We start from the raw sequence: 19,317 nt of genomic DNA on the forward strand, positions 1-19,317 counted from the left end.
GGGGTTACATACCGGCCGCGGGCTGCCAGAGCTCGATGCGGTTGCCCTCGGGGTCGACGCACCACCCGAACCGGCCGTACTCCGAGTCCTCGGTCTGCGGCAGCACCTCGACGCCCCGCCCGCGCAGCTGCGCCAGCAGCGCGGTCAGGTCGTCCACCCGCAGGTTGATCATGGCTCGCTGCCCCGGTTCGCCGAAGTAGTCGGTGTCGTTGGCGAACAGCGCGAGGGTCGTCGTCTCCGCTTCACCCCAGTGGAACGTGATGGCGCCGCTCGCGCTCATCGGCACGCCGAGGTGCCGCCGGTACCACTCGGCCATGCGTTCGGGGTTGCGCGCGCGCAGGAAAACGCCGCCGATTCCAGTCACCTTGGCCACGGCTGCGCACCGTACTACCGCGTGCGGCGGCGGGCCCATGGTCACGGTCACGTCGCCACCCGAACCGGTCAACGAAACGGCGCGAGCGTACGTACCGGGCAGGACCGACCGTGACTCTCCGCTGTGACGGGTGAGGGGGTGTCACATCTCTTGGGGCTGTGCCGTCCAGGAGGTGTAACCCACCGACAACGGCAGGAGCGCACGTGGAAGCCCGCTTGAACCTCATCGACAGCCCCGCTTCGGCGAAGGTGCTGAAGCACTTCATCGCCGCGGACAAGGCGCTCAAGGACTCGACGCTGCCGCCCGCGACGCAGGAGCTGGTGAAGATCCGCGCCAGCCAGATCAACGGCTGCGGCTACTGCACCGACATGCACACCAAGGACGCCGCGCACGCCGGGGAGACGTCGATCCGGCTCAACCTCGTCGCGGCCTGGCGGGAGGCCACCGTGTTCACCGAGGCCGAGCGGGCCGCCCTGGAGCTGGCGGAGCAGGGCACCCGCATCGCCGACGCGGCCGGTGGCGTCACCGACGACGCCTGGGCGGACGCCGCCAAGCACTACGACGACGACCAGCTCGCCGCGCTGGTGTCCCTCATCGCCCTGATCAACGCCTTCAACCACGCGAACGTGATCGTGCGGCAGCCCGCGGGCGGCTACCGGCCCGGCCAGTTCGACTGACGGCGTCCTGAGCGTTGAACTCGGGGGTCCTGAACGTAGGACACGCGCGTTCTGAACGTAGGACTCACGCGACGCGAACGTAGGACTCTCGCGTTCTGGAGGTAGGACACGCGGGTTCTGGAGGTAGGACACGCTGGTTAGTCGTATTCCTCCAGTTTGCTGCGGGAGGACAGGAGGCGGCGCAGGGAGGCGAGGCGGCCCGGGGACGCCTCGCCGGTGCGCACCAGCTCGTCCAGCATGCAGTCGGGGTCGTCCGGCTCACCCAGGTGACCGCACCCGGACGGGCACTCCTCGGCCATCGCCTTCATGTCCGGGAACGCGCCGACGATGTCGTCCGGCGTGATGTGCGCTAGGCCGAACGAGCGGATGCCCGGCGTGTCCACCGCCCAACCGCCCTCGGGCAGCGGCAGCGCCACGGTCTGGGTGGACGTGTGCCGCCCCTTGCCCACGCCGCTGACCACGCCCACCGCCCGGTGCGCGTCGGGCACGAGCCTGTTCACCAACGTCGACTTGCCGACGCCCGAGTGCCCGATCAACGCCGACAGCCGGTTCACCAACCGCCCCCGCAGCTCGTCCGGGTCCTGGTCGGACCGCGTCACCACCACCGGCAGGTCCAGCTCGGCGTAGGCGGCGAGCAGCTCGTCCGGCGACGCGAGGTCCGACTTCGTCAGGCACAGCAGCGGTTCCAGCCCGCCCGCGTACGCGGCGACCAGGCAGCGGTCGATGAAACCGCGCCGCGGCTGCGGGTCGGCCAACGCCGACACGATCACCAGCTGCTCGGCGTTGGCCACCACCACCCGCTCGAACGGGTCCGTGTCGTCCGCCGTGCGCCGCAGCACGCTGCGCCGCTCCTCCACCCGCACGATCCGCGCCAACGTGTCCGGCTGGCCGGAGGTGTCGCCGACCAGCCCCACGTGGTCGCCGACCACGACCGGCGTGCGGCCGAGTTCGCGCGCCCGCATGGCGATCACCATCCGCGCCGGGTCGTCGTCCATCGCGCACGTCCACCGCCCGCGGTCCACCCCGACGACCATGGCGGGCACCGCGTCCGCGTGCTCGGGCCTGCGCTTGCTGCGCGGCCGGGTCCCCTTGCCCGGCCGCACCCGCACGTCGGACTCGTCCAACCGCCGCCAGTCGCCGCGTGCCACGTCAGCGCGCGCCCGGCAACGACAGCATCGACGCCCACATGCCGGGGAAGTCGGGGATCGTCTTGGTGGTCGACCCGATGTCGTCCACCGACACGCCCGCGACGACCAGGCCGATGATCGCGCCCGCGGTGGCCATGCGGTGGTCGGCGTAGGCGCGCCATACGTCCCCCCGCAACGGCCGCGGCGTGATGACCAGCCCGTCCTCGGTCTCCTCCGCGTCGCCGCCGAGCCGGTTGATCTCGGTGACGAGCGCGGCGAGCCGGTCCGTCTCGTGGCCTCGGATGTGCGCCACGCCGCGGATCCAGGTCCGGCCCTCGGCCAGCGCCGCCAGCGCCGCGACGGTCGGCGTCAGCTCGCTCTCGTCCCGCAGGTCCACGTCGATCCCGGTCAACCGGTCGGGACCGCGCAACGTGAGGCCCGCGTCGGACAGCGTGACCTCGCAGCCCATGCGCTCGAACAGCTCACGCGCCGCGCCACCGGGCTGCGTGGTCTCCGCCGGCCAGCCGGGGATGGTCACCCGACCGCCGGTGACGGCCGCCGCCGCCAGGAACGGCGTGGCGTTGGACAGGTCCGGCTCGACGTGCCAGTCGCGGCCCTCGACCACGCCCGGCTCGACCCGCCACTCGTTCGGCGTCGCGTCGTCCACCACGACACCCGCCTCGCGCAGCATCGCCACCGTCATCTCGATGTGCGGCACCGAAGGCACGGGCTTCCCGTCGTGCCGGATCGTCACGCCGCTCTCGTAACGCGCCGCGGACAGCAGCAGCCCGGACACGAACTGGGACGACGACGACGCGTCGATGGTGACCTCACCACCGGGCACACCGCCCTTGCCGTGCAGCGTGAACGGCAGCGCGTCGCCCGCCACGTCCGCGCCGAGCGCCCGCAGCGCGCCCAGGATCGTGCTCATCGGCCGGGTCCGCGCGTGCGGGTCGCCGTCGAAGGTGATGTCGCCGACCGCGAGCGCGGCGGCGGGCGGCAGGAACCGCATCACGGTGCCCGCCAGGCCGCAGTCGACCTGCGCCGGACCGCGCATCTCGTGGGGTGTGACCAGCCAGGACCCGTCCGGACCGTCGGTGACGTCGACGCCGAGCGACCGCAGCGCGGCGACCATCAGGGTGGTGTCGCGGCTGCGCAGCGGGGTGTGCACGGTGGACGCGCGGTCGGCCAGCGCGGCCAGCACGAGCGCCCGGTTGGTGATCGACTTGGAGCCGGGCACGGGTACCGTCGCCTGGACCGGGCCGTCGGCGGTGGGAGCGGACCACTGCTGAGTCATGGCTTGATGATTCCGCATCGGGTGGTCGACAGCTCGCACCGGGCTTTCCGACGTGCGACGATGGCTTGCCCGAGGTGACCCGTGGAGAGGTGATCGGTGTGTGCGGCAGGTACGCGTCCACCAAGAACCCGGCGCTGCTCGCGGCGGAGTTCGACGCGGTCGACGGCACCGAGGGCAACGCGCCCGGCCCGGACTACAACGTCGCGCCGACCAAGCAGGTGCTCGCCGTGGTCGAGCGGCACCCGCGTGACGACGAGGGCAACCCGGACCCGGACACCACCGAGCGCAGCGTCCGCGTGATGCGCTGGGGCCTGGTGCCGCACTGGGCCAAGGACCTGTCCGGCGCCGCCAAGATGATCAACGCGCGGGCGGAGAGCGTGCTGGACAAGCCCGCCTACCGCGACTCGGCGGCCAAGCGCCGGTGCATCGTGCCCGCCGCGGGCTGGTACGAGTGGCAGCCCGGCGAGGGCCGCAAGCAGCCGTACTTCATCAACCCCGGCGACGGCTCCAGCATCGCCATGGCCGGCATCTGGTCGGTGTGGTGGCAGCAGGAGGGCGACGAGCGCAAGCCGATCATCACCTGCGCCGTGCTCACCACGGACGCGATCGGCGAGATGACCTCGGTGCACCACCGGATGCCGCTCGTGCTGCCGAAGGACCGGTGGGCGGCGTGGCTCGACCCGGACAACGCCGACCCGGCCAAGCTGCTCGCGCCCGACCTCGACCTGGTCGACGCCCTAGAGCTGCGTCCGGTGTCGATGCAGGTCAACAGCATCAAGAACAACGACCCGTCGCTGATGGACGCGGTCGCCCTGGGGGAGTCCGAGAAGCCGGAGCCCACCTTGTTCGAGTTGACATGACCTCGCGGCTCGTCGACACGCCGCACGGCCCCGCGCGGGCCGAGCTGCACTGCGCCTCCGAGAGCCGCGCCGCGCTGCTGCTCGGGCACGGCGCGGGCGGCGGGATCGGCGCCCCGGACCTGGTGGCGGCGACCAGGGCGGCGGTGGGCGTCGGCGTGCACGTGGCGCTGGTGGAGCAGCCGTACCGGGTGGCCGGCCGCCGGGCACCCGCACCCGCCAAGCAGCTCGACGCGGCGTGGCTCGCGGTGGCCGACGAGCTGGGTTCGAGCCTGTTCGACGACCTGCCGCTGGTGTTCGGCGGCCGGTCGTCGGGCGCGCGGGTGGCGTGCCGGACGTCGTCGGAGGGCCAGGCGGTGGCGGTGCTGTGCCTGGCGTTCCCGGTGCACCCGCCGGGCAAGCCGGAGAAGTCCCGGTTGGCCGAGCTGGAGGGCGTGGAGGTGCCCACGCTGGTGGTGCAGGGCGAGAACGACCCGTTCGGCCGGCCCGAGCCCGCGCACCACCGCGACGTCCTGCTGCTGCCCGGCGACCACAACCTCAAGGCCGACGTCGACGCGGTGGGCCGCACGGTCGGCGAGTGGCTGGACCGCGTGCTGCGGCCCCTGGAGGTCTGAGCGGACCGCCGGAGGTCCGGCCAGGCCCCTGGAGGCCCGGTCAGGCCGAGATCGGCGCGACGACCGCCTGGGTGAGCCTGACCAGGTCCGCCGGCGCGAGCTCGACCTCGAGGCCACGCCGCCCGGCCGAGCAGTAGATGGTCCCGAACCCCGCCGCGGAGGCGTCCAACGCCACCGGCAGGCGCTTGCGCTGCCCCAACGGCGAGATGCCGCCCGCCACGTACCCGGTGGCCCGCTCGGCCGCCGCCACGTCGGCCATCTTCGCCTTCTTGCCACCCACGGCGGCGGCCAGCGCCTTCAGGTCGAGCTGCCCGGTGACCGGAACCACACCGACGGCCAGCCGGCCGTCCACCTCCGCGACGAGCGTCTTGAACACCCGTTCGGGTGCGATGCCCAACGCCTGCGCCGCCTCCAGCCCGTACGACTCGTGGCGGGGGTCGTGCTCGTACGCGTGCAGCGCGTAGGCCACCTTCTGCTTGTCCAGCAACGCGGTGGCGGGCGTCCCACGTCCGGCCATGATCGCGCACCCTAGTGCAGGGAATGCGCGAAGCGGTTGTCGCGTTGGTTCCGAACGTGGCTACCGAGGTGATGGATCAGCAGGTCGGCAGGCAAATCGGGGCACGCCCGCCGCGTGGCTCCGCTCACTGCCGTCCGGGCGACCGCCGCGTATTCTCGACTGCGTCCCAGACAGTTCCATCCGCCGCGCTGACCAGCCGGTGGGAAGGGAGCGCGGTGCCAGCCACGCGAACGCAGAACACGCCGACTGACGAGACAACGGCCGAGCGCGCAGCCAGGTTCGAGCGCGACGCGATGCCGATGCTCGACCAGTTGTACTCGGCGGCTCTGCGGATGACCCGCAACCCGGCCGACGCCGAGGACCTGGTCCAGGAGACCTACCTCAAGGCTTACGCGGCCTTCGCGTCCTTCTCGGAGGGCACGAACCTCAAGGCCTGGCTGTACCGCATCCTGACCAACACCTACATCAACGGCTACCGCAAGAAGCAGCGCCAGCCGATCCAGCAGCCGACGGACGAGATCACCGACTGGCAGTTGGCGCAGGCGGAGAGCCACACGTCGACCGGGCTGCGGTCGGCCGAGGTCGAGGCGATGGACCGGCTGCCGGACTCAGACGTCAAGGAAGCCTTGCAGCGCCTGCCGGAGGAGTTCCGGATCGCGGTGTACCTCGCGGACGTGGAGGGCTTCGCCTACAAGGAGATCGCAGACATCATGGGCACCCCCATCGGCACCGTGATGTCCCGGTTGCACCGGGGCCGCAGGCAGCTTCGCGACCAGCTGGCGGACACCGCGCGCGAGCGCGGCATCCTCCGCGACGGCCAGCAGGAGGTGGCGGGCCGATGAGTTGTGGCAAACCACACGAAACGGACTGCTCAGAGGTGCTGTCCGAGGTCTACCTCTTCCTCGACCACGAGTGCGACGAGACGCGCAAGGCCCTGCTCCAGACGCACCTGGAGGAGTGCCACCCGTGCCTGGAGCAGTACGGCATCGAGGAGCACCTGAAGGCGCTGCTGGCCCGCAAGTGCGGCGGCGAGCACGCGCCGGACGAGCTGAGGCGGCGGCTGCGCGCCCGGCTCTACCAGACCGCGGACCAGACGACGCTGGAGGTCGAGGTCACCACGACCGTGACCACCACCGAGAAGTCGGGCGGCTGACCAGGCATTACCGTGCGTCCGGCCGGGAGTGGCCCCGGTAGGTCGGAGAAGTCGAAGGGCCCCGGAGCGGTGCTCCGGGGCCCTTCGCACGCCGTGACGTCGATCAGGCGTTGGGGCGCTTCCCGTGGTTGGCGCCACCCTTCTTGCGGTCGCGGCGCTTGCGGGCACGCTTCGACATGGGGTTCTCCTAGTGCTCGAACTACCTCACGACAGTGTGTCACGCGGTCACCTGGCCACGGCACCGGGTCTGAATCGTGGTTGGATGTGGCCGGACGAAGGAGGACCATGGCCGAGGAAATCCGGGCCGAGATCGTGGCGAACGTGGCCCAGATCGCCGTCAAAGAGGGTGACGAGGTCACACACGAAACCACCGTCGTGGTGCTCGAAAGCATGAAGATGGAGATCCCCGTCCTCCCCGAGGGCGCGGGCACGATCACCCGCATCGCGGTGTCCCCCGGTGACGTGGTCCAGGAGGGCGACCTCATCGCGGTGGTGGAGTAGCTGTCCACGCTCACCGATCTCCTGGCCGAGCACACCAAGCTCTCCGGTGGCGCCGTCGACCACCTGCAACTGGTGGTCGCGGAGTGGCAGTTGCTCTCCGACCTCAGCTTCGCCGACTTCCTGATGTGGGTGCCGCTGGACGACACGACGTTCCTGTGCGTCGCCCAGGCCCGGCCGACGACCGCGCCGACCGCGCACCCCGAGGACGTCGTCGGCAGCATGGTCGACGTCGAGGAGCACCCGCAGCTGCGCCGGGCCATCACCGACGCGCGGATCTGCCGCGAGGAGGACCCGCGCTGGCACCTGGGCGTGCCGGTGCGCCGCGAGGCCATCCCGGTCAAGCGGAACGACGTGGTCATCGCGGTGCTCAGCCGCAACACGAACCTGGCCGTGCCGCGCGTGCCGAGCCCGTTGGAGATCTCCTACCTGGGCAGTGCCGCCGACCTGTGCCAGATGATCTCCGACGGCACGTTCCCGACCACCGAGCCGTCACCGGACGTGCACACCAGCCCGCGCGTCGGTGACGGCCTGATCCGGCTGGACGCCTCGGGCGCGGTGGTGTTCGCCAGCCCCAACGCGCTGAGCGCCTACCACCGCATGGGCCACGCGTCCGACCTGGTCGGGGTGCACCTGGCGCCGCTGACCCGGTCCCTGATCGGCGACCCGTTCGACGCCACCGAGGTCGCGCAGCGCATCCGGGCGGCCCTGGACGGCCAGCCGAGCATGCGCATCGAGGCCGAGTCCCGGCGTGGCGCGGCGGTGCTGTTCCGCGCCCTGCCGCTGCGGCCGAGGGGCAGCGCGGCCGGTGCGCTGGTGCTGTGCCGGGACGTCACCGAGGTCCGCCGCCGCGACCGCGCCCTGATGTCGAAGGACGCGACGATCCGCGAGATCCACCACCGGGTGAAGAACAACCTCCAGACGGTGGCCGCGCTGCTGCGCCTGCAGAGCCGGCGGACCAGCAGCGAGGAGGCGCGCGAGGCGTTGGCCGAGTCGGTGCGCCGGGTGACGTCGATCGCGCTGGTGCACGAGACGCTGTCCATGTCGGTGGACGAGCGGGTGGACCTCGACGACGTGGTGGACAAGGTCATCCCGATGATGTCGGACGTGGCCGCCACCGAGTCGCAGGTGGTGGTGCGCCGCGAGGGGCCGTTCGGCATCGTCCCGGCCGAGCTCGCCACCCCGCTGGTGATGGTGCTGACCGAACTCGTGCAGAACGCGTTCGAGCACGCGTACGCGGCGGGCCAGCGCGGCGAGGTGGTCGTGCACGCGGAGCGCTCGGCGAAGTGGTTGGACGTGGTGATCTCGGACGACGGCCGCGGCCTGCCGCAGGGCTTCTCGCTGGAGCGCACCGACCGGCTCGGCCTGCAGATCGTCCGGACCCTGGTGGAATCCGAACTCAGGGGCTCGTTGAGCTTGCGGCGGCGTCCCCGAGGCGGTACAGAGGCGGTCCTGCGCGTACCCCTCAGAGCGCGGCGTTAGACTGCTCCCCGTGCACACGTGACGACCTACCTCAGCGGTCTGATTGACGGCTCACCGTCGTCGAGTCACGTGGTCATGCGGGAGGGTGTGCAACACAAGCGAAAGGCCCGACACCTGGCACGGTGTCGGGCCTTTCGTGTGCTTGTGCGTGAGGCACTCAGGCGTTGCTGCGAGCCCGGGTGCGGGCGTTGCGGCGCTTGAGGGCGCGACGCTCGTCTTCGCTCATCCCGCCCCACACGCCGGCGTCCTGGCCGCTCTCCAACGCCCACGCGAGGCAGTCGGAAACGACGGGGCAACGGCGGCAGACGGTCTTCGCCTCGGCGATCTGCAGGAGCGCAGGACCGCTGTTCCCCACGGGGAAGAACAGCTCGGGGTCCTCGTCGCGGCAGATCGCGCGGTGGCGCCAGTCCATTGGAACTACTCCTCAGCTAGGCGCGCGCGTGAGCGCGCCACTCGTCAGCGGTCGGTTTGGGGTGCTTGTGAATGCTTTCACGAACGGCGGGGATGTCAAGGGTTTACCACTAACCCGGTGAGTGAACTCACCCGAAAGATCGACTGAGTTCACCTCGGGTTTCACGCAGCGGTGTCACACCAGGTCACAACATCGCGGATGTGTACCGGGACGGTCACGCCACGGTCACACCGCGACCGTGAGTGCGCCTGGCACGCCCGTGAACTCCACCTCGGTGCACGCGCCGAGCAGGTCCCCGTCAACCTGCAGGTTGACGGGTTCCGGACTCGTCACCCGGACGAACTCGACGTCGTCACGCCGGAGCAGGTTCCCACCTTTCGGGTTCCCATCCGTGGCCAAGAGATGCGCGACATAGCGAAGAACTGTCGGCAATCCCATCCCGTGGAGTCCGAACAGGCCGAGGCCGCCGTCGAAAGAGGTGCTCGGGTTGAGCCGGATCGCCTTGTCACCCAGGTAGGTCCACGGGTCGGTGTTGGAGACGAACGCGAGCCGCACCTGCTCGAACGCCGGTTCGTCCGGGATCTGCACGGTGAGCGTCGGCGGCTGTCTGCGCTGGGTGAAGTAGCTGGTCAGCGCGGTGCGCGCGTAGAGGGCGGGTGACGCCTGGCGGCCCTTGGCGCGTTGCTGCTCGACGGCCGCGACCACCTCCGCGTCCCAGCCGACGCCCGCGTTGAAGGTGAACCAGCGGTCGTGGTCGAGCCCCGCGCCGGTCGCCGCCACGTGCCCGAGGCTGACCTTGCGGCTGGTCCCGTGCTCGATGGCCTGGAGCAGGCGGTAGGTGGCCTCGACCGGGTCGCGGGGCAGCCCGAGGGCGCCCGCGAACACGTTCGCCGACCCGCCGGGCACCACGCCCAGCATGGGCAGGCCCGGCTGCGCGCCCTCGCGCAGCACGCCGTTGACCACCTCGTTGACGGTGCCGTCGCCGCCGTGGGCCACGACCAGGTCGTACCCGTCCACGACGGCCTGCGCGGCGGCGTTCGCCGCGTGGCCGCGGTAGTCCGTCTCGACGATGTCGAGCTTCACGTCGCTGGCCAGTGCGTGCGCGAGCACGTCCCGACCGGCAGGCGTCGTTGCCGTCGCCTGCGGGTTGACCACCAGAAGTGCGCGCACCCCTGCAGGGTAGGACAGCGCGTGACCTCGGACAGGTTGCGCGTCACCCGGTAGGAGGGTCTAGAGCGCACGAAAGTGGCCGACATCTCCTTTCGGTGTCGCAATTGCCTGCGTCTGCGACAAGTGCACCCCGACCCGACCGCCGGCTCGCCGAAGACTGCTGTGATCATCGCTCCTGGCGCGGTCGAACGGGACACGCCAACCGGGTGGCCTACGATCCGTGACGAGCACTCACGGTGAGGAAAGGCCCAGCTGAGAGGTAGAGCGTGGCATCGCAGAGCAAGGTCCCGCCGGCGGTCCGCGCGGCCGGCGCGCTGACCGCGTTGCAGGGCTTGGCCGGGTTGGCCTTCGCGGTCGCGCTGGTGGTGCGGTCGTTCGAGGCGGAGGAGGCCGGCGGGGTGCTCGGCGAGGCCGCCTACTTCGCGGTGCTGTCGGCCGGTGTGCTCGCGGCGGGGGTCGGCCTGGTGCTCGGCAAGCACTGGGGCCGGACGCCCGCGGTCGTCGTGCAGCTGCTCCTGCTGGGCGTGGCCTGGTACATGTACGGGCCGTCCGGTCGCCAGCTGTGGGGCGCGCTGCTCGGCGCGTACGTGGTGGGCACGCTCGTGCTGCTGTTCACCAACCCGGTGCGCCGGTGGGCCCTCGGCGTGGACGAGGACGAAGCGGACGCCTAGCGGGCGCGGTCGGCTAGGGCATTCGGCCGCCGACCATCGTCTGACCGCTCGCCGACTAACGGCGGGTGGTCGGCGTCACTCCGACAGGTGACGCTGTGAGTGGTGAATTCACCACTCCCTGCGTTCGTTGAGGTGACAACTCCATGCGACTCAATCGCGCCCTGTCCGCGGTGGTCGGAGCCACTACCGCACTGCTGTCCGCGTTCGCCCTGACCGCGCTCGCGCCGACCGCCTCCGCCCAGGAGTCCGGCGGCGTCGAGCCGTACATCATCGGCGGCGGCACGGCGAGCAACGCCCCGTGGGCGGCCCGCCTGTTCCGCAACGGCCAGCAGAACTGCTCGGCCACGATCATCGCCCCGACGTGGGTCCTGACCGCCCAGCACTGCGTGGCGAGCTCGGGCACCTACACGTTCCGCATCGGCAGCCTCGACCAGACCACCGGCGGCACCCTGGCCACCGCCACCCAGATCATCCAGCACCCGTCGGCGGACCTCGCGCTGGCGCGGCTGGACCGGTCGGTCTCGGGCACGTACGCGCCGCTGGGCACCACCACCGCCGTGGCGGTCAACCAGACCGTGCAGCTCTACGGCTGGGGCGCCACCTGCACCAACCAGCCGGAGATCAACTGCCAGTCCCGCTACCTGAAGTACGCCAACACCCGCGTGACCTCGGTCAACGGGCGTGACTACCGCGGCGGCATCGCGATCTCGGTGACCCGGGTCGACGGCATCGCCGCCGGCGGCGACTCGGGTGGCCCGATGTTCGCCACCAGCCCGGTCGACGGCCGCCGCTACCAGGTCGGCGTGGCCTCCACCAGCGACCGCTCGACCCGGTCGAACTACACCGCCGTCACCCGCTACCGCGACTGGATCCGTTCCTACGCAGGCGTGTGACCGAACTCCCCGGCCGAGGGGGCTGGAACTCTCCCCCTGCGCCGCCCCCTCGGCCGGGGCACCACGGTCCACGTTCGGGCCACTCACCAGTCAGAATCACCCTGTGTGTTCACGCTTGGCGGATGGACACGAACGGAGTAGCCAGATACGGTCTGGCAGGCCGCTCCGGGTGCAGTCAGGGTGAGGTGCGCAGTGCAGAACCCCCCGAGGTGGGTGTCGACCAACGGTGATGTCGAGCGCCCCAACGTGGCCCGCCTGTTCGACTACTACCTCGGCGGGGCGCACAACTTCGCGGTCGACCGCGAGTTCGCCCACCGGTCCATGAGCGAGATCCCGACCGCCGCGATGGTCCAGCACACCCGCGCGTTCCTGCGCCGGGCGGTGCGGCACTGCGTGGCCAACGGCATCCGCCAGTTCCTCGACCTGGGCTCCGGCATCCCGACCGCGGGCAACGTGCACGAGGTCGCCCAGCAGGCCGACCCGACGTGCCGCGTGGTGTACGTGGACAACGAGGCCGCCACCGTCGCGCACAGCCGCACCATGTTGCGCGACACCGCGGGCGCCGCCATCGCCGAGGCCGACGTCCGGGACGTGAACGCGGTGCTGAACGCGCCCGAGGTGCGCGACCTGCTCGACCTGAGCCGGCCGATCGCCGTGCTGATGGTGGCGATCCTGCCGTACGTGCCGGACGACGACGGTCCGGCCGAGCTGGTCGCCCGCTACCGGGACGCCCTCGCCGACGGCAGTTACCTGGTGCTCAGCCACCTGACCGCGGACGAGCAGCCGGAAGTGGTGCACAAGCTCCTCGGCATGATCGCCGAGACGATGACGCCGGTCGTGGCGCGGTCCAAGGCGGAGATCGAGGCGATGCTCGACGGGTTCGACCTGCTCGACCCGGGTCTGGTGCTGTGCACGTCGTGGCGCGGCGAGGACGAGTCGGCGACCGGCGTGGAGGCGGTGTCCTACGGCGCGGTCGGCGTGAAGCGGCCGAACGGGATCACGGCCGACCAGGGGCCGGCGGCGTCCGCCCCTCGCTGAGCAGCCTGGTCTGCTCCTTCAGCACGTCGACCGTGCGGACCACCCAGTCCGCGATCAGCTGCTGCTCCTGCGGGCTGTAGCGCGCGCCCACGTCGTTCATCGCCGCGCCCAGCCCGGCGAAGACCTGGCCGAACGCGCCCGGGATCGCGCTGATCACCACCCGCCTGCGGTCGCCGGGGTCGGGTTCGCGCCGCACCAGGCCCGCGCGTTCGAGCCGGTCGGCGACACCGGTGACGGCGCCCGGGGTCAGGTTGATCTCCTTGGCCAGCTCGCCCGCCGACATCGGGCCCTTGCCGGCGATGAGCGCGAGCGCCCGCTGGTCCACCGCCGTGACGCCCAGCCGTGCGCCGACGGCCTCGTGGAACGCGACCACCGCCGTGCTCAGCTCGCGCCCGAGATCCCGTCCGTCCATGCGATCACTTTACCGCCGCCGATATTTCAGTACACTGAACTAAAATATTCGGCGGTTGAGGGGGTTGTCGGTGGTATCGGTGGTGTCGGAGCTGAGGCTGGCGGTGGAGGTGCCGCGCTGGGCCGGGCGGTTCTACCTGCGGCACTGGGCCGTGGTCGTCGGGTTGTCGCTGGTCGCGTCCGTGCAACGGCTCGTGGTGGTGAACTGGGGCGACGTGGTGCCGAGCGGGGTGGCGTTCGCCTCGGAGGTCGTCGTGACGGCCGCGCGGGTGCTGCTGGTCGTGGTGATCTGGCGGTTGGCGACCAGGGGCGAGCGGCTCAGGTGGGCGAACGCGCGCGACTTCGCCACGCGGCACTGGCCGAGCCTGGTGTGGCAGGGCGTGCTGCTGGCGGCGGCGATGGCGGTGTTCGACTTCGGCGCCGAGCAGGTGGTCGGCGGTCTGCTGCCCGAGTCGGCGCGGCAGACCTACCTGGCCGTGCTGCTGTTCGTGAAGAACCCGACCGTGATCGCGTTCACGTTCGTCTGGTGGGTCGGGCTGGTCCGGCAGGTCGCCGTCAGCCGTCCCGTCCCAGTCGGGTGAGGGAGTCGTCGGTGAGGCGGAAGACGGTCCACTCGTCCATCGGGAGCGCGCCGAGCGACTTGTAGAAGCCGATCGCCGGGGCGTTCCAGTCGAGCACCCACCACTCCAACCGCGCGTAGCCGCGGGCGACGCACTCCTCCGCGAGCGCTTGCAGGAGCGCCCGGCCGAGGCCGCCGCCGCGTTGCGACGGCTGCACGTACAGGTCTTCGAGGTAGATGCCGTGCGTACCGCGCCAGGTGGAGAAGTTCAGGAACCAGAGGGCCGTGCCGACGACCCGACCGTCCACTTCGGCCACGTGGCCGAACAGGGCGGGAGAGGGGCGGAACAGCGCGTCGTGCAGCTGCTCGGCGGTCAGGTGGCACTCGTGCCGGGCGCGTTCGTACTCGGCCAGCTCCTCGACCAGCCCGACGACGGCCGGCACGTCCTCCTCGCGGATGCGGCGAACGCGAGGATCAGTCAACGTCGACCTCCCAGGCCGGCACGTTCAGCCGGCGCACCTGCGGGTCGCCGCGCTCGTCGCCGAGCACCGTCGTGCCCGCCGGGTCGAGTCCGAAGTGGACGCCCTCGCTCGGCGGCAGGTTCAGCCAGGTGGCGATCAGCACGCGGCTGAAGTGCCCGTGCCCGACCAGCACCACGTCACCACCGGACAACGCCTGCCGCGCCCGTTCCAACACCTTCGCCGCCCGCGCGTGCACCTCGTCGGACGTCTCGCCGCCCGGCACGGGGTGGGTCCAGACCGTCCAGCCCGGGTCGGTCTCCCGGATCTGCGGCGTGGTGAGGCCCTCGTAGTCGCCGTAGTCCCACTCGGCGAGCTCCTCGGTGCGCTCGACGTCGTGCAGGCCGGCCAGCTCGGCGGTGCGCCACGCGCGTTGGCGGGGGCTCGACAGCACCAGCGCGGGCGGCAGGTCGGTGGCCCGCAGCCGGGCGAGCACGGCCCCGGCGCGGCGCGCCTGCTGCACACCGGTGTCGGTCAGCGGCACGTCGGTCATCCCGGTGTGCCGCCCGCTCTCGGACCACTCGGTTTGCCCGTGCCGGAGCAGGTAGACGTGTGAGGTCACGGGCCGAGCTTACGGACGCCCGTGCCTGTGGTGGGGGTGGGGTGAACGGGCGCACTGGGTGTCGTGCACGACACTTCGGGCTCAGCCGCGACGTCGGACGAGGCGTCTCCACCACCGGTTGTCGCGACGGGCCACCAAGGAATTGAGGTTGTCTCGACTGGTGAGGGTGTCGGGGTGGTCCGGGCCGAGGACGCGTGTGCGGCTGTCGAGGGTCGCGCGGTGGAGTTGTTCGGCTTCGCGATATCGGCCGAGATCGTCCAGTTCGTTGGCGAGGTTGTTCTGACTGGTGAGGGTGTCGGGGTGTTCGGGCCCGAGCGTGCGGACATGCAGGGTCAGGGTGGCGCGATCGAGTTGTTCCGCTTCGCGGTGGCGACCGAGCCCGTGGAGTGCATGGGCGAGGTTGCTCTGGGCGCGAAGGGTGTTGTGGTGTTCCGGGCCGCTGATACGTGTGTAGATCTCCAGGGTGGTGCGGAGGAGTTGTTCGGCTTCGCGGTGTTGGCCGAGGTCGTTCAGAACGGCGGCGAGGTTGTTCTGGTTGAGGAGCGTGTGGGGGTCTTCGAGCCCGAGCGTGCGGACGAATACGCCGAGGCTGGCGCGGTGGAGTTGTTCGGCCTCGTGGCGTCGGCCGAGATCGTTCAGAGCATTGGCGAGGTTGTTCTGGCTGGCGAGGGTGTCGAGGTGCTCCGGACCGACGGTCCTCCTGCGGATGTCGAAGGTGGCGCGGTGGAGTTGTTCAGCTTCGTGGGATCGCCCGAGATCGTTCAGGACGATGGCGAGGTTGTTCTGGTTGATGAGGGTCTTGTGGTGCTCGGGACCGAGCGTGCGGGACTGCTCGTCGAAGGTGGCGCGGTAGAGCTGTTCGGCTTCGCGGTATCGGCCCAGGGATCGCAGGACACCGGCGAGATTGCTCTTGCTGGCGAGAGTGGATGAGTGATCAGGGCCGAGTCGGGCCGACTCCGCTTCGAGCACGTGGCTGCGCATCGTGAACGCCGTCGCGTTGTGGCCGGCTTCCTCCAGGGTTTCCGCGACGTTGTCGATGGTGTCCCTGAGTAGGAAGAACCTGTCGTCGTCCTGTGCGTCGGAGAGGAGGAGAAGGTGTGGTGCGAGCAGGTGGGTTGCGGTCAAAGCCGCTCGGCCCTGCGCTACCCATGACTGCGCGGTCCCGACGAGGTGGTCCTCGATCTTGTCCCGCCACCACGTCACGTCGCCTTCGCGGTGCAACAGCATCGTGCCGGCTTCCCGCACGAGCGGGTGCAGCACCACGGTGCTCACCGCGGCCGTCGTGCCGGCGGTTGACGCGTCGACCAGGCCGTAGCGCTCCAACCCGGACAGGGCCGAGTCGACTGCCGCGGCTCCCGGTTGGGCATCGTCGGTCGGGATCAGGCCCGGGTCGATCAGGGCGCGGGGGATCGGGGCGTCGGCCAGCAGCGCCAGGGCTCGCAGCAGTGGCCTGGCGACCGGCAGGCCCTCGGCGGCCAGTTGGTCCAGCGAGAGTTCCCAGGTGTGGCCGACCAGGGTCCGCGCCACCTTCGGGTCCGTCACGTCCGGGGACATCAGCGGTTGGGACGAGCCGTCGTCCATCGCGTCCAGGTAGGTGGTGAACCGGCGCAGGCGGGCGGTGGGCTGGGCGATCGCGGTGCCGGCCGCGTGCAGGGCCAGCGGCAGGCCGCCGAGCCGGGTCGCCAGCCGTTCCGCTTCTTCCGGGCTGCCGCCGTCGGGTGCGAGGTCGAGCAGGACCTGGCCGCCCAGCTTCGGGGTCAGCGGCTCCAGCCGCACCAGCACGACCCCTTGGCCCCAGGTGTCGGGCGAGCGGTCCCGGCTGGTCACCAGCAGCAGGCCCGCGCCGTTCGGCCGGATCCAACCCCGGTGCTCCCGGACAGGGCCGTCGATGCCCAGGCTGTCGGTCCGGTCGGCGTTGTCGATCACGAGCACCCAGCCCGGCGTCCGCTCCAGGTGGCCCCAGACCAGGTCGGCCAGGCTCCCGCCGGACTGCTGCACCGCGCCCACCCGATCGTCCGGCAGGCCGAGCGCGGTGGCGACCTGCACCATCTGCGCCGTCAGCAGCTCCTCGCCGGTCGGCCCGTCCGACGCGCCTTCACCACGCCACCGGATCCAGAACACCGACAGCCCGCGCTGCTTCGCCCTCTCAGCCACGTAACCGGCCAGCGTCGTCTTCCCCATGCCGCCGGGACCGCAGACGACGACGAACCGCCCACCCGGCGCCTCCACGAACGGCGAGATCGCCGTCAGCTCCCCCTCACGGCCGCGCAGCATCGGCGCGGTGGGCGTGGGCGGGCGCAGTGCCGACGGGACGGCGGGGAACCGGGGCAGCACCACCGGCGGTGCGGGCGGTGCGGGCTTCTCGCGGGATGCGGCGAGCTGGATGACCGCGCTGAGGAGGACGAGCACCGCGAACGTCAGCCAGACCCTCGACTGGTCCTTGAACCACTCGGGGACCTCGACGGAGGCGAAGTTGGTGAAGACCCCGAGAGCGGCACCCACCAACACGACCACGACCGCGTTGACCTTCAGCTGACGCGACGTCATGACGCAACTATCGACCTCGCGCAGGGTTCATTACGGCAAAACCCGCAATCCGATCACATACCGGCGGCGCTTAGCCCCACATGTATGCGAATGTCAAGTACAAGCCCCTGATGGGGTGGCTGCTTGTCACCCTTTGATAACGGCAAGAGGGTTTTTTGAGAGGGCCACGAACACGAGCACGTCCAGGTGGACGGTGGAGTGCACGTTGTTGTCACGACCGGCCTGGAGGATCGTCGCCGAGGACGACGCCGCTCCGACCTGGCGCAGTCCTCCGTCCGGAGCAGTGCGCTCGGACGTGGCCACCATGTCTCTTCCCCGCGGTCGTCGACGGTCGTGCGTCCAACAAGATCCGGAGTGTAACCCCGAGGCCGCGAGAGGGCGCTCAATGGTGCCAGGGGACGAAAAACGACGCCGGTCGGCGGAACGAGTCCCGCCGACCGGCGTCGCGTTGGTGCAGGTGATCAGGCCGCGGCCTTGGTCTCCCAGAAGATCTTGTCGATCTGGGCGATCAGGTCGAGCAGCTCCTGGCCCTTGGCGGGGTCCATGGAGCCCTTCGCGCCGGACGCGCCGGCCGCCTTCGTGGCCCGGTTGAACAGGTCGTGCAGCTCCGGGTACTTCTCGAAGTGCGGCGGCTTGAAGTAGTCGGTCCACAGCACCCACAGGTGGTGCTTCACGAGCTCCGACCGCTGCTCCTTGATCAGGATGGCGCGGGCGCGGAACTCCGGGTCCTCGTTGCCCTGGTACTTCTCCTGAATCGCCTTGACCGACTCGGCCTCGATCCGGGCCTGGGCCGGGTCGTAAACACCGCACGGGAGGTCGCAGTGCGCGGTGGCCTCCAGGAGCGGGCGGCGGAGTGAACGGATGCGCGACAGAAGTCGCATCTTTCCTCCCTGACAGTGGATGCTCCGACGTGCGGAACCCTACTCCGGGGCGTCGGCGGGAGCAGTCGGAGGTGATCGTTGGCACGGCCGGAAGGCAACCCGTTGCCGCTGGTTCGGGTGGTCGGACCCTCGATGGTCCCCACCCTGAGGACGGGGGACGTGGTGCTGGTCCACTTCGGCAAGCCGCCGCGTCCGCACGACCTCGTGCTGGTCAGGTGGCCGGCCCGGCCCGCGCAGCTGTCGGTGAAGCGGGCGATCCGGCGCGACGGCGGCGGCTGGCACGTGGAGGGCGACAACCCGTTCGCCTCCACCGACTCGCGGACGCTGGGCGCGGCCGAGGTGGTCGGGGTGATCCACCTCAGGCTCTGGCCGCGGCCGCGGCTGCTCCGGCGGCCGGCCCGGCGGGGCTGACCGCCGGAGCCCCGACTACATGCGCAGCTTCGCGTACCAGGCCACGCAGTCGTCGTAGGACGGCAGCAGCCCGGCGTCCCGCGCCTGGTCGAACGACGGCGCGGCGCTGTCCTTCGGCGACAGCAGGGGCGTCACGTCGGCCGGCCACGGCAGGTCCATCGACAACGGGTTGATCCCGTGCTCGGCCGTCGGGTTGAACCCCTCGGAGCACAGGTACGACGCGACCGTGCCGTCTTCCAGGGACATGAGCGCGTGCCCCATGCCCTCGGGCAGGTACACCGAGTTGAACGCGCCCTCCGACAGCTCCACCGCGTCCCACTCGCCGAACGTGGGCGAGCCGACGCGCAGGTCCACGACGACGTCCAGCAGCCGCCCGCGCGGGCAGTGCACGTACTTGGCCTGTCCGGGCGGCGTGTCGGCGTAGTGGATCCCGCGCACGACGCCGCGCTTGGACTCGCTGTGGTTGGTCTGGGCGACCCGCAGCGGGTGCCCGACAACCTCCGCGAACACCGCTTCCTGGTACGGCGCGACGAACAATCCGCGGTCGTCGGGGAACACCGAAGGGGTGAACTCGAAAGCGCCGGAAATTTTCAACTCACGTGCCTGCATGGCCAACACCCTATGACCCGTGCGGTCTTGACCGATCCTG

General features: G+C 70.8%; 26 protein-coding genes. 12 read left to right on the forward strand and 14 right to left on the reverse strand.

From position 1 onward, the window contains the following. Positions 1-4: 4 nt before the first annotated feature. The gene (locus ACYVLT_RS18075; RefSeq protein ID WP_360452310.1) at positions 5-373 is read right to left on the reverse strand and encodes a VOC family protein; all 369 of its coding nucleotides are present in this window, start codon (positions 371-373) and stop codon (positions 5-7) included. 203 nt (positions 374-576) lie between these two features. Between ACYVLT_RS18075 and ACYVLT_RS18080 the strand changes: the two genes are divergently transcribed. Continuing rightward, complete coding sequence (locus tag ACYVLT_RS18080) at positions 577-1,050, forward strand: carboxymuconolactone decarboxylase family protein (RefSeq protein ID WP_461121356.1); 474 nt, start codon at positions 577-579, stop codon at positions 1,048-1,050. A 137-nt stretch (positions 1,051-1,187) separates the two neighbouring features. Here the strand turns inward: ACYVLT_RS18080 and rsgA are convergent, their stop codons facing one another. Together rsgA and aroA are read right to left on the reverse strand one after the other, a co-directional pair. Continuing rightward, entirely contained in the window at positions 1,188-2,198 is a 1,011-nt protein-coding gene (rsgA, locus tag ACYVLT_RS18085) for a ribosome small subunit-dependent GTPase A (protein ID WP_360452314.1), read from the reverse strand. 1 nt (position 2,199) lies between these two features. Continuing rightward, a complete protein-coding gene (aroA, locus tag ACYVLT_RS18090) occupies positions 2,200-3,474 on the reverse strand; it encodes a 3-phosphoshikimate 1-carboxyvinyltransferase (protein WP_461121357.1) in 1,275 nt (424 codons plus the stop codon). A gap of 98 nt (positions 3,475-3,572) precedes the next feature. On the opposite strand from aroA, the gene ACYVLT_RS18095 reads away from it, so the two are divergent. After that, entirely contained in the window at positions 3,573-4,334 is a 762-nt protein-coding gene (locus ACYVLT_RS18095) for an SOS response-associated peptidase (RefSeq protein ID WP_461122242.1), read from the forward strand. Beyond that, positions 4,331-4,945, forward strand: coding sequence for an alpha/beta hydrolase family protein (locus ACYVLT_RS18100; protein ID WP_461121358.1), 615 nt, complete (start codon positions 4,331-4,333; stop codon positions 4,943-4,945). The genes ACYVLT_RS18095 and ACYVLT_RS18100 overlap by 4 nt, the downstream gene beginning before the upstream one ends. 40 nt (positions 4,946-4,985) lie before the next feature. Here the strand turns inward: ACYVLT_RS18100 and ybaK are convergent, their stop codons facing one another. After that, complete coding sequence (ybaK, locus tag ACYVLT_RS18105; RefSeq protein WP_461121359.1) at positions 4,986-5,462, reverse strand: Cys-tRNA(Pro) deacylase; 477 nt, start codon at positions 5,460-5,462, stop codon at positions 4,986-4,988. Positions 5,463-5,677: 215 nt separating this feature from the next. Between ybaK and ACYVLT_RS18110 the strand changes: the two genes are divergently transcribed. Together ACYVLT_RS18110 and rsrA are read left to right on the forward strand one after the other, a co-directional pair. Then, on the forward strand, positions 5,678-6,304 hold the full coding sequence (locus tag ACYVLT_RS18110; RefSeq protein WP_360452322.1) for a sigma-70 family RNA polymerase sigma factor: 627 nt from the start codon (positions 5,678-5,680) through the stop codon (positions 6,302-6,304). A 35-nt stretch (positions 6,305-6,339) separates the two neighbouring features. Next, a complete protein-coding gene (gene rsrA / locus ACYVLT_RS18115) occupies positions 6,340-6,615 on the forward strand; it encodes a mycothiol system anti-sigma-R factor (RefSeq protein ID WP_461121360.1) in 276 nt (91 codons plus the stop codon). A 103-nt stretch (positions 6,616-6,718) separates the two neighbouring features. Here the strand turns inward: rsrA and ACYVLT_RS18120 are convergent, their stop codons facing one another. Continuing rightward, positions 6,719-6,793 carry a 50S ribosomal protein bL37 gene (locus ACYVLT_RS18120; protein ID WP_096498094.1) on the reverse strand — a complete coding sequence of 25 codons (75 nt, stop codon included), beginning with the start codon at positions 6,791-6,793 and terminating at the stop codon, positions 6,719-6,721. Between the two features lie 107 nt (positions 6,794-6,900). Here ACYVLT_RS18120 and ACYVLT_RS18125 point away from each other — a divergent pair, with 107 nt between their 5' ends. Both ACYVLT_RS18125 and ACYVLT_RS18130 read left to right on the forward strand, forming a co-directional pair. Next, complete coding sequence (locus ACYVLT_RS18125) at positions 6,901-7,116, forward strand: biotin/lipoyl-binding carrier protein (RefSeq protein WP_461121361.1); 216 nt, start codon at positions 6,901-6,903, stop codon at positions 7,114-7,116. After that, positions 7,117-8,595, forward strand: coding sequence for a histidine kinase N-terminal domain-containing protein (locus ACYVLT_RS18130; protein ID WP_461122243.1), 1,479 nt, complete (start codon positions 7,117-7,119; stop codon positions 8,593-8,595). 157 nt (positions 8,596-8,752) lie between these two features. On the opposite strand, the gene ACYVLT_RS18135 is transcribed toward ACYVLT_RS18130, so the two are convergent. Then, entirely contained in the window at positions 8,753-9,007 is a 255-nt protein-coding gene (locus tag ACYVLT_RS18135) for a WhiB family transcriptional regulator (protein WP_015104912.1), read from the reverse strand. Between the two features lie 225 nt (positions 9,008-9,232). After that, complete coding sequence (locus ACYVLT_RS18140) at positions 9,233-10,177, reverse strand: diacylglycerol/lipid kinase family protein (RefSeq protein ID WP_461121362.1); 945 nt, start codon at positions 10,175-10,177, stop codon at positions 9,233-9,235. 266 nt (positions 10,178-10,443) lie between these two features. Between ACYVLT_RS18140 and ACYVLT_RS18145 the strand changes: the two genes are divergently transcribed. The 3 genes from ACYVLT_RS18145 (at position 10,444) to ACYVLT_RS18155 (ending at position 12,779) form a co-directional block, all read left to right on the forward strand. Continuing rightward, on the forward strand, positions 10,444-10,848 hold the full coding sequence (locus ACYVLT_RS18145; protein ID WP_461121363.1) for a hypothetical protein: 405 nt from the start codon (positions 10,444-10,446) through the stop codon (positions 10,846-10,848). Between the two features lie 143 nt (positions 10,849-10,991). Next, positions 10,992-11,741: a S1 family peptidase gene (locus tag ACYVLT_RS18150; protein ID WP_461121364.1), complete on the forward strand. Its 750-nt coding sequence runs from the start codon at positions 10,992-10,994 to the stop codon at positions 11,739-11,741. A 192-nt stretch (positions 11,742-11,933) separates the two neighbouring features. After that, on the forward strand, positions 11,934-12,779 hold the full coding sequence (locus ACYVLT_RS18155) for an SAM-dependent methyltransferase (RefSeq protein WP_461121365.1): 846 nt from the start codon (positions 11,934-11,936) through the stop codon (positions 12,777-12,779). On the opposite strand, the gene ACYVLT_RS18160 is transcribed toward ACYVLT_RS18155, so the two are convergent. Further along, positions 12,739-13,191: a MarR family winged helix-turn-helix transcriptional regulator gene (locus ACYVLT_RS18160; RefSeq protein WP_461121366.1), complete on the reverse strand. Its 453-nt coding sequence runs from the start codon at positions 13,189-13,191 to the stop codon at positions 12,739-12,741. The two genes, ACYVLT_RS18155 and ACYVLT_RS18160, sit on opposite strands and share 41 nt — an antisense overlap. An 82-nt stretch (positions 13,192-13,273) precedes the next feature. Between ACYVLT_RS18160 and ACYVLT_RS18165 the strand changes: the two genes are divergently transcribed. Further along, a complete protein-coding gene (locus ACYVLT_RS18165) occupies positions 13,274-13,771 on the forward strand; it encodes a hypothetical protein (protein ID WP_461121367.1) in 498 nt (165 codons plus the stop codon). Here ACYVLT_RS18165 and ACYVLT_RS18170 read toward each other — a convergent pair. The 5 genes from ACYVLT_RS18170 to sodN all read right to left on the reverse strand — a co-directional run bounded on the left by ACYVLT_RS18170 (position 13,746) and on the right by sodN (position 18,257). Next, positions 13,746-14,231, reverse strand: a complete 486-nt coding sequence (locus ACYVLT_RS18170; protein ID WP_461121368.1) for a GNAT family N-acetyltransferase — start codon at positions 14,229-14,231, stop codon at positions 13,746-13,748. The genes ACYVLT_RS18165 and ACYVLT_RS18170 overlap by 26 nt on opposite strands. After that, positions 14,224-14,829, reverse strand: coding sequence for a histidine phosphatase family protein (locus tag ACYVLT_RS18175; RefSeq protein ID WP_461121369.1), 606 nt, complete (start codon positions 14,827-14,829; stop codon positions 14,224-14,226). The genes ACYVLT_RS18170 and ACYVLT_RS18175 overlap by 8 nt, the downstream gene beginning before the upstream one ends. 81 nt (positions 14,830-14,910) lie before the next feature. Beyond that, positions 14,911-17,376, reverse strand: coding sequence for an FxSxx-COOH system tetratricopeptide repeat protein (fxsT, locus tag ACYVLT_RS18180; protein WP_461121370.1), 2,466 nt, complete (start codon positions 17,374-17,376; stop codon positions 14,911-14,913). Between the two features lie 126 nt (positions 17,377-17,502). Next, positions 17,503-17,682, reverse strand: a complete 180-nt coding sequence (locus ACYVLT_RS18185; RefSeq protein ID WP_461121371.1) for a hypothetical protein — start codon at positions 17,680-17,682, stop codon at positions 17,503-17,505. 155 nt (positions 17,683-17,837) lie between these two features. Further along, positions 17,838-18,257, reverse strand: a complete 420-nt coding sequence (sodN, locus tag ACYVLT_RS18190) for a superoxide dismutase, Ni (RefSeq protein WP_360452346.1) — start codon at positions 18,255-18,257, stop codon at positions 17,838-17,840. A 102-nt stretch (positions 18,258-18,359) separates the two neighbouring features. Between sodN and ACYVLT_RS18195 the strand changes: the two genes are divergently transcribed. After that, the gene (locus tag ACYVLT_RS18195) at positions 18,360-18,668 is read left to right on the forward strand and encodes a S26 family signal peptidase (protein WP_461122244.1); all 309 of its coding nucleotides are present in this window, start codon (positions 18,360-18,362) and stop codon (positions 18,666-18,668) included. A 15-nt stretch (positions 18,669-18,683) separates the two neighbouring features. Here the strand turns inward: ACYVLT_RS18195 and ACYVLT_RS18200 are convergent, their stop codons facing one another. Beyond that, positions 18,684-19,277 (reverse strand): dTDP-4-dehydrorhamnose 3,5-epimerase family protein, encoded by a 594-nt coding sequence (locus tag ACYVLT_RS18200; protein WP_461121372.1) that lies wholly within the window; start codon positions 19,275-19,277, stop codon positions 18,684-18,686. Positions 19,278-19,317: the final 40 nt, after the last annotated feature.

The sequence above is a fragment of the Saccharothrix stipae genome, assembly GCF_054781895.1.

Coding starts and splice junctions, on each gene's coding strand:
- ACYVLT_RS18150 (WP_461121364.1), top strand. CDS start 10,992: ATGCGACTCAATCGCGCCCTGTCCGCGGTGGTCGGAGCCACTACCGCA.
- ACYVLT_RS18100 (WP_461121358.1), top strand. CDS start 4,331: ATGACCTCGCGGCTCGTCGACACGCCGCACGGCCCCGCGCGGGCCGAG.
- ACYVLT_RS18160 (WP_461121366.1), bottom strand. CDS start 13,191: ATGGACGGACGGGATCTCGGGCGCGAGCTGAGCACGGCGGTGGTCGCG.
- ACYVLT_RS18125 (WP_461121361.1), top strand. CDS start 6,901: ATGGCCGAGGAAATCCGGGCCGAGATCGTGGCGAACGTGGCCCAGATC.
- ACYVLT_RS18200 (WP_461121372.1), bottom strand. CDS start 19,277: ATGCAGGCACGTGAGTTGAAAATTTCCGGCGCTTTCGAGTTCACCCCT.
- ACYVLT_RS18135 (WP_015104912.1), bottom strand. CDS start 9,007: ATGGACTGGCGCCACCGCGCGATCTGCCGCGACGAGGACCCCGAGCTG.
- ybaK (WP_461121359.1), bottom strand. CDS start 5,462: ATGGCCGGACGTGGGACGCCCGCCACCGCGTTGCTGGACAAGCAGAAG.
- ACYVLT_RS18185 (WP_461121371.1), bottom strand. CDS start 17,682: ATGGTGGCCACGTCCGAGCGCACTGCTCCGGACGGAGGACTGCGCCAG.
- fxsT (WP_461121370.1), bottom strand. CDS start 17,376: ATGACGTCGCGTCAGCTGAAGGTCAACGCGGTCGTGGTCGTGTTGGTG.
- sodN (WP_360452346.1), bottom strand. CDS start 18,257: ATGCGACTTCTGTCGCGCATCCGTTCACTCCGCCGCCCGCTCCTGGAG.
- aroA (WP_461121357.1), bottom strand. CDS start 3,474: ATGACTCAGCAGTGGTCCGCTCCCACCGCCGACGGCCCGGTCCAGGCG.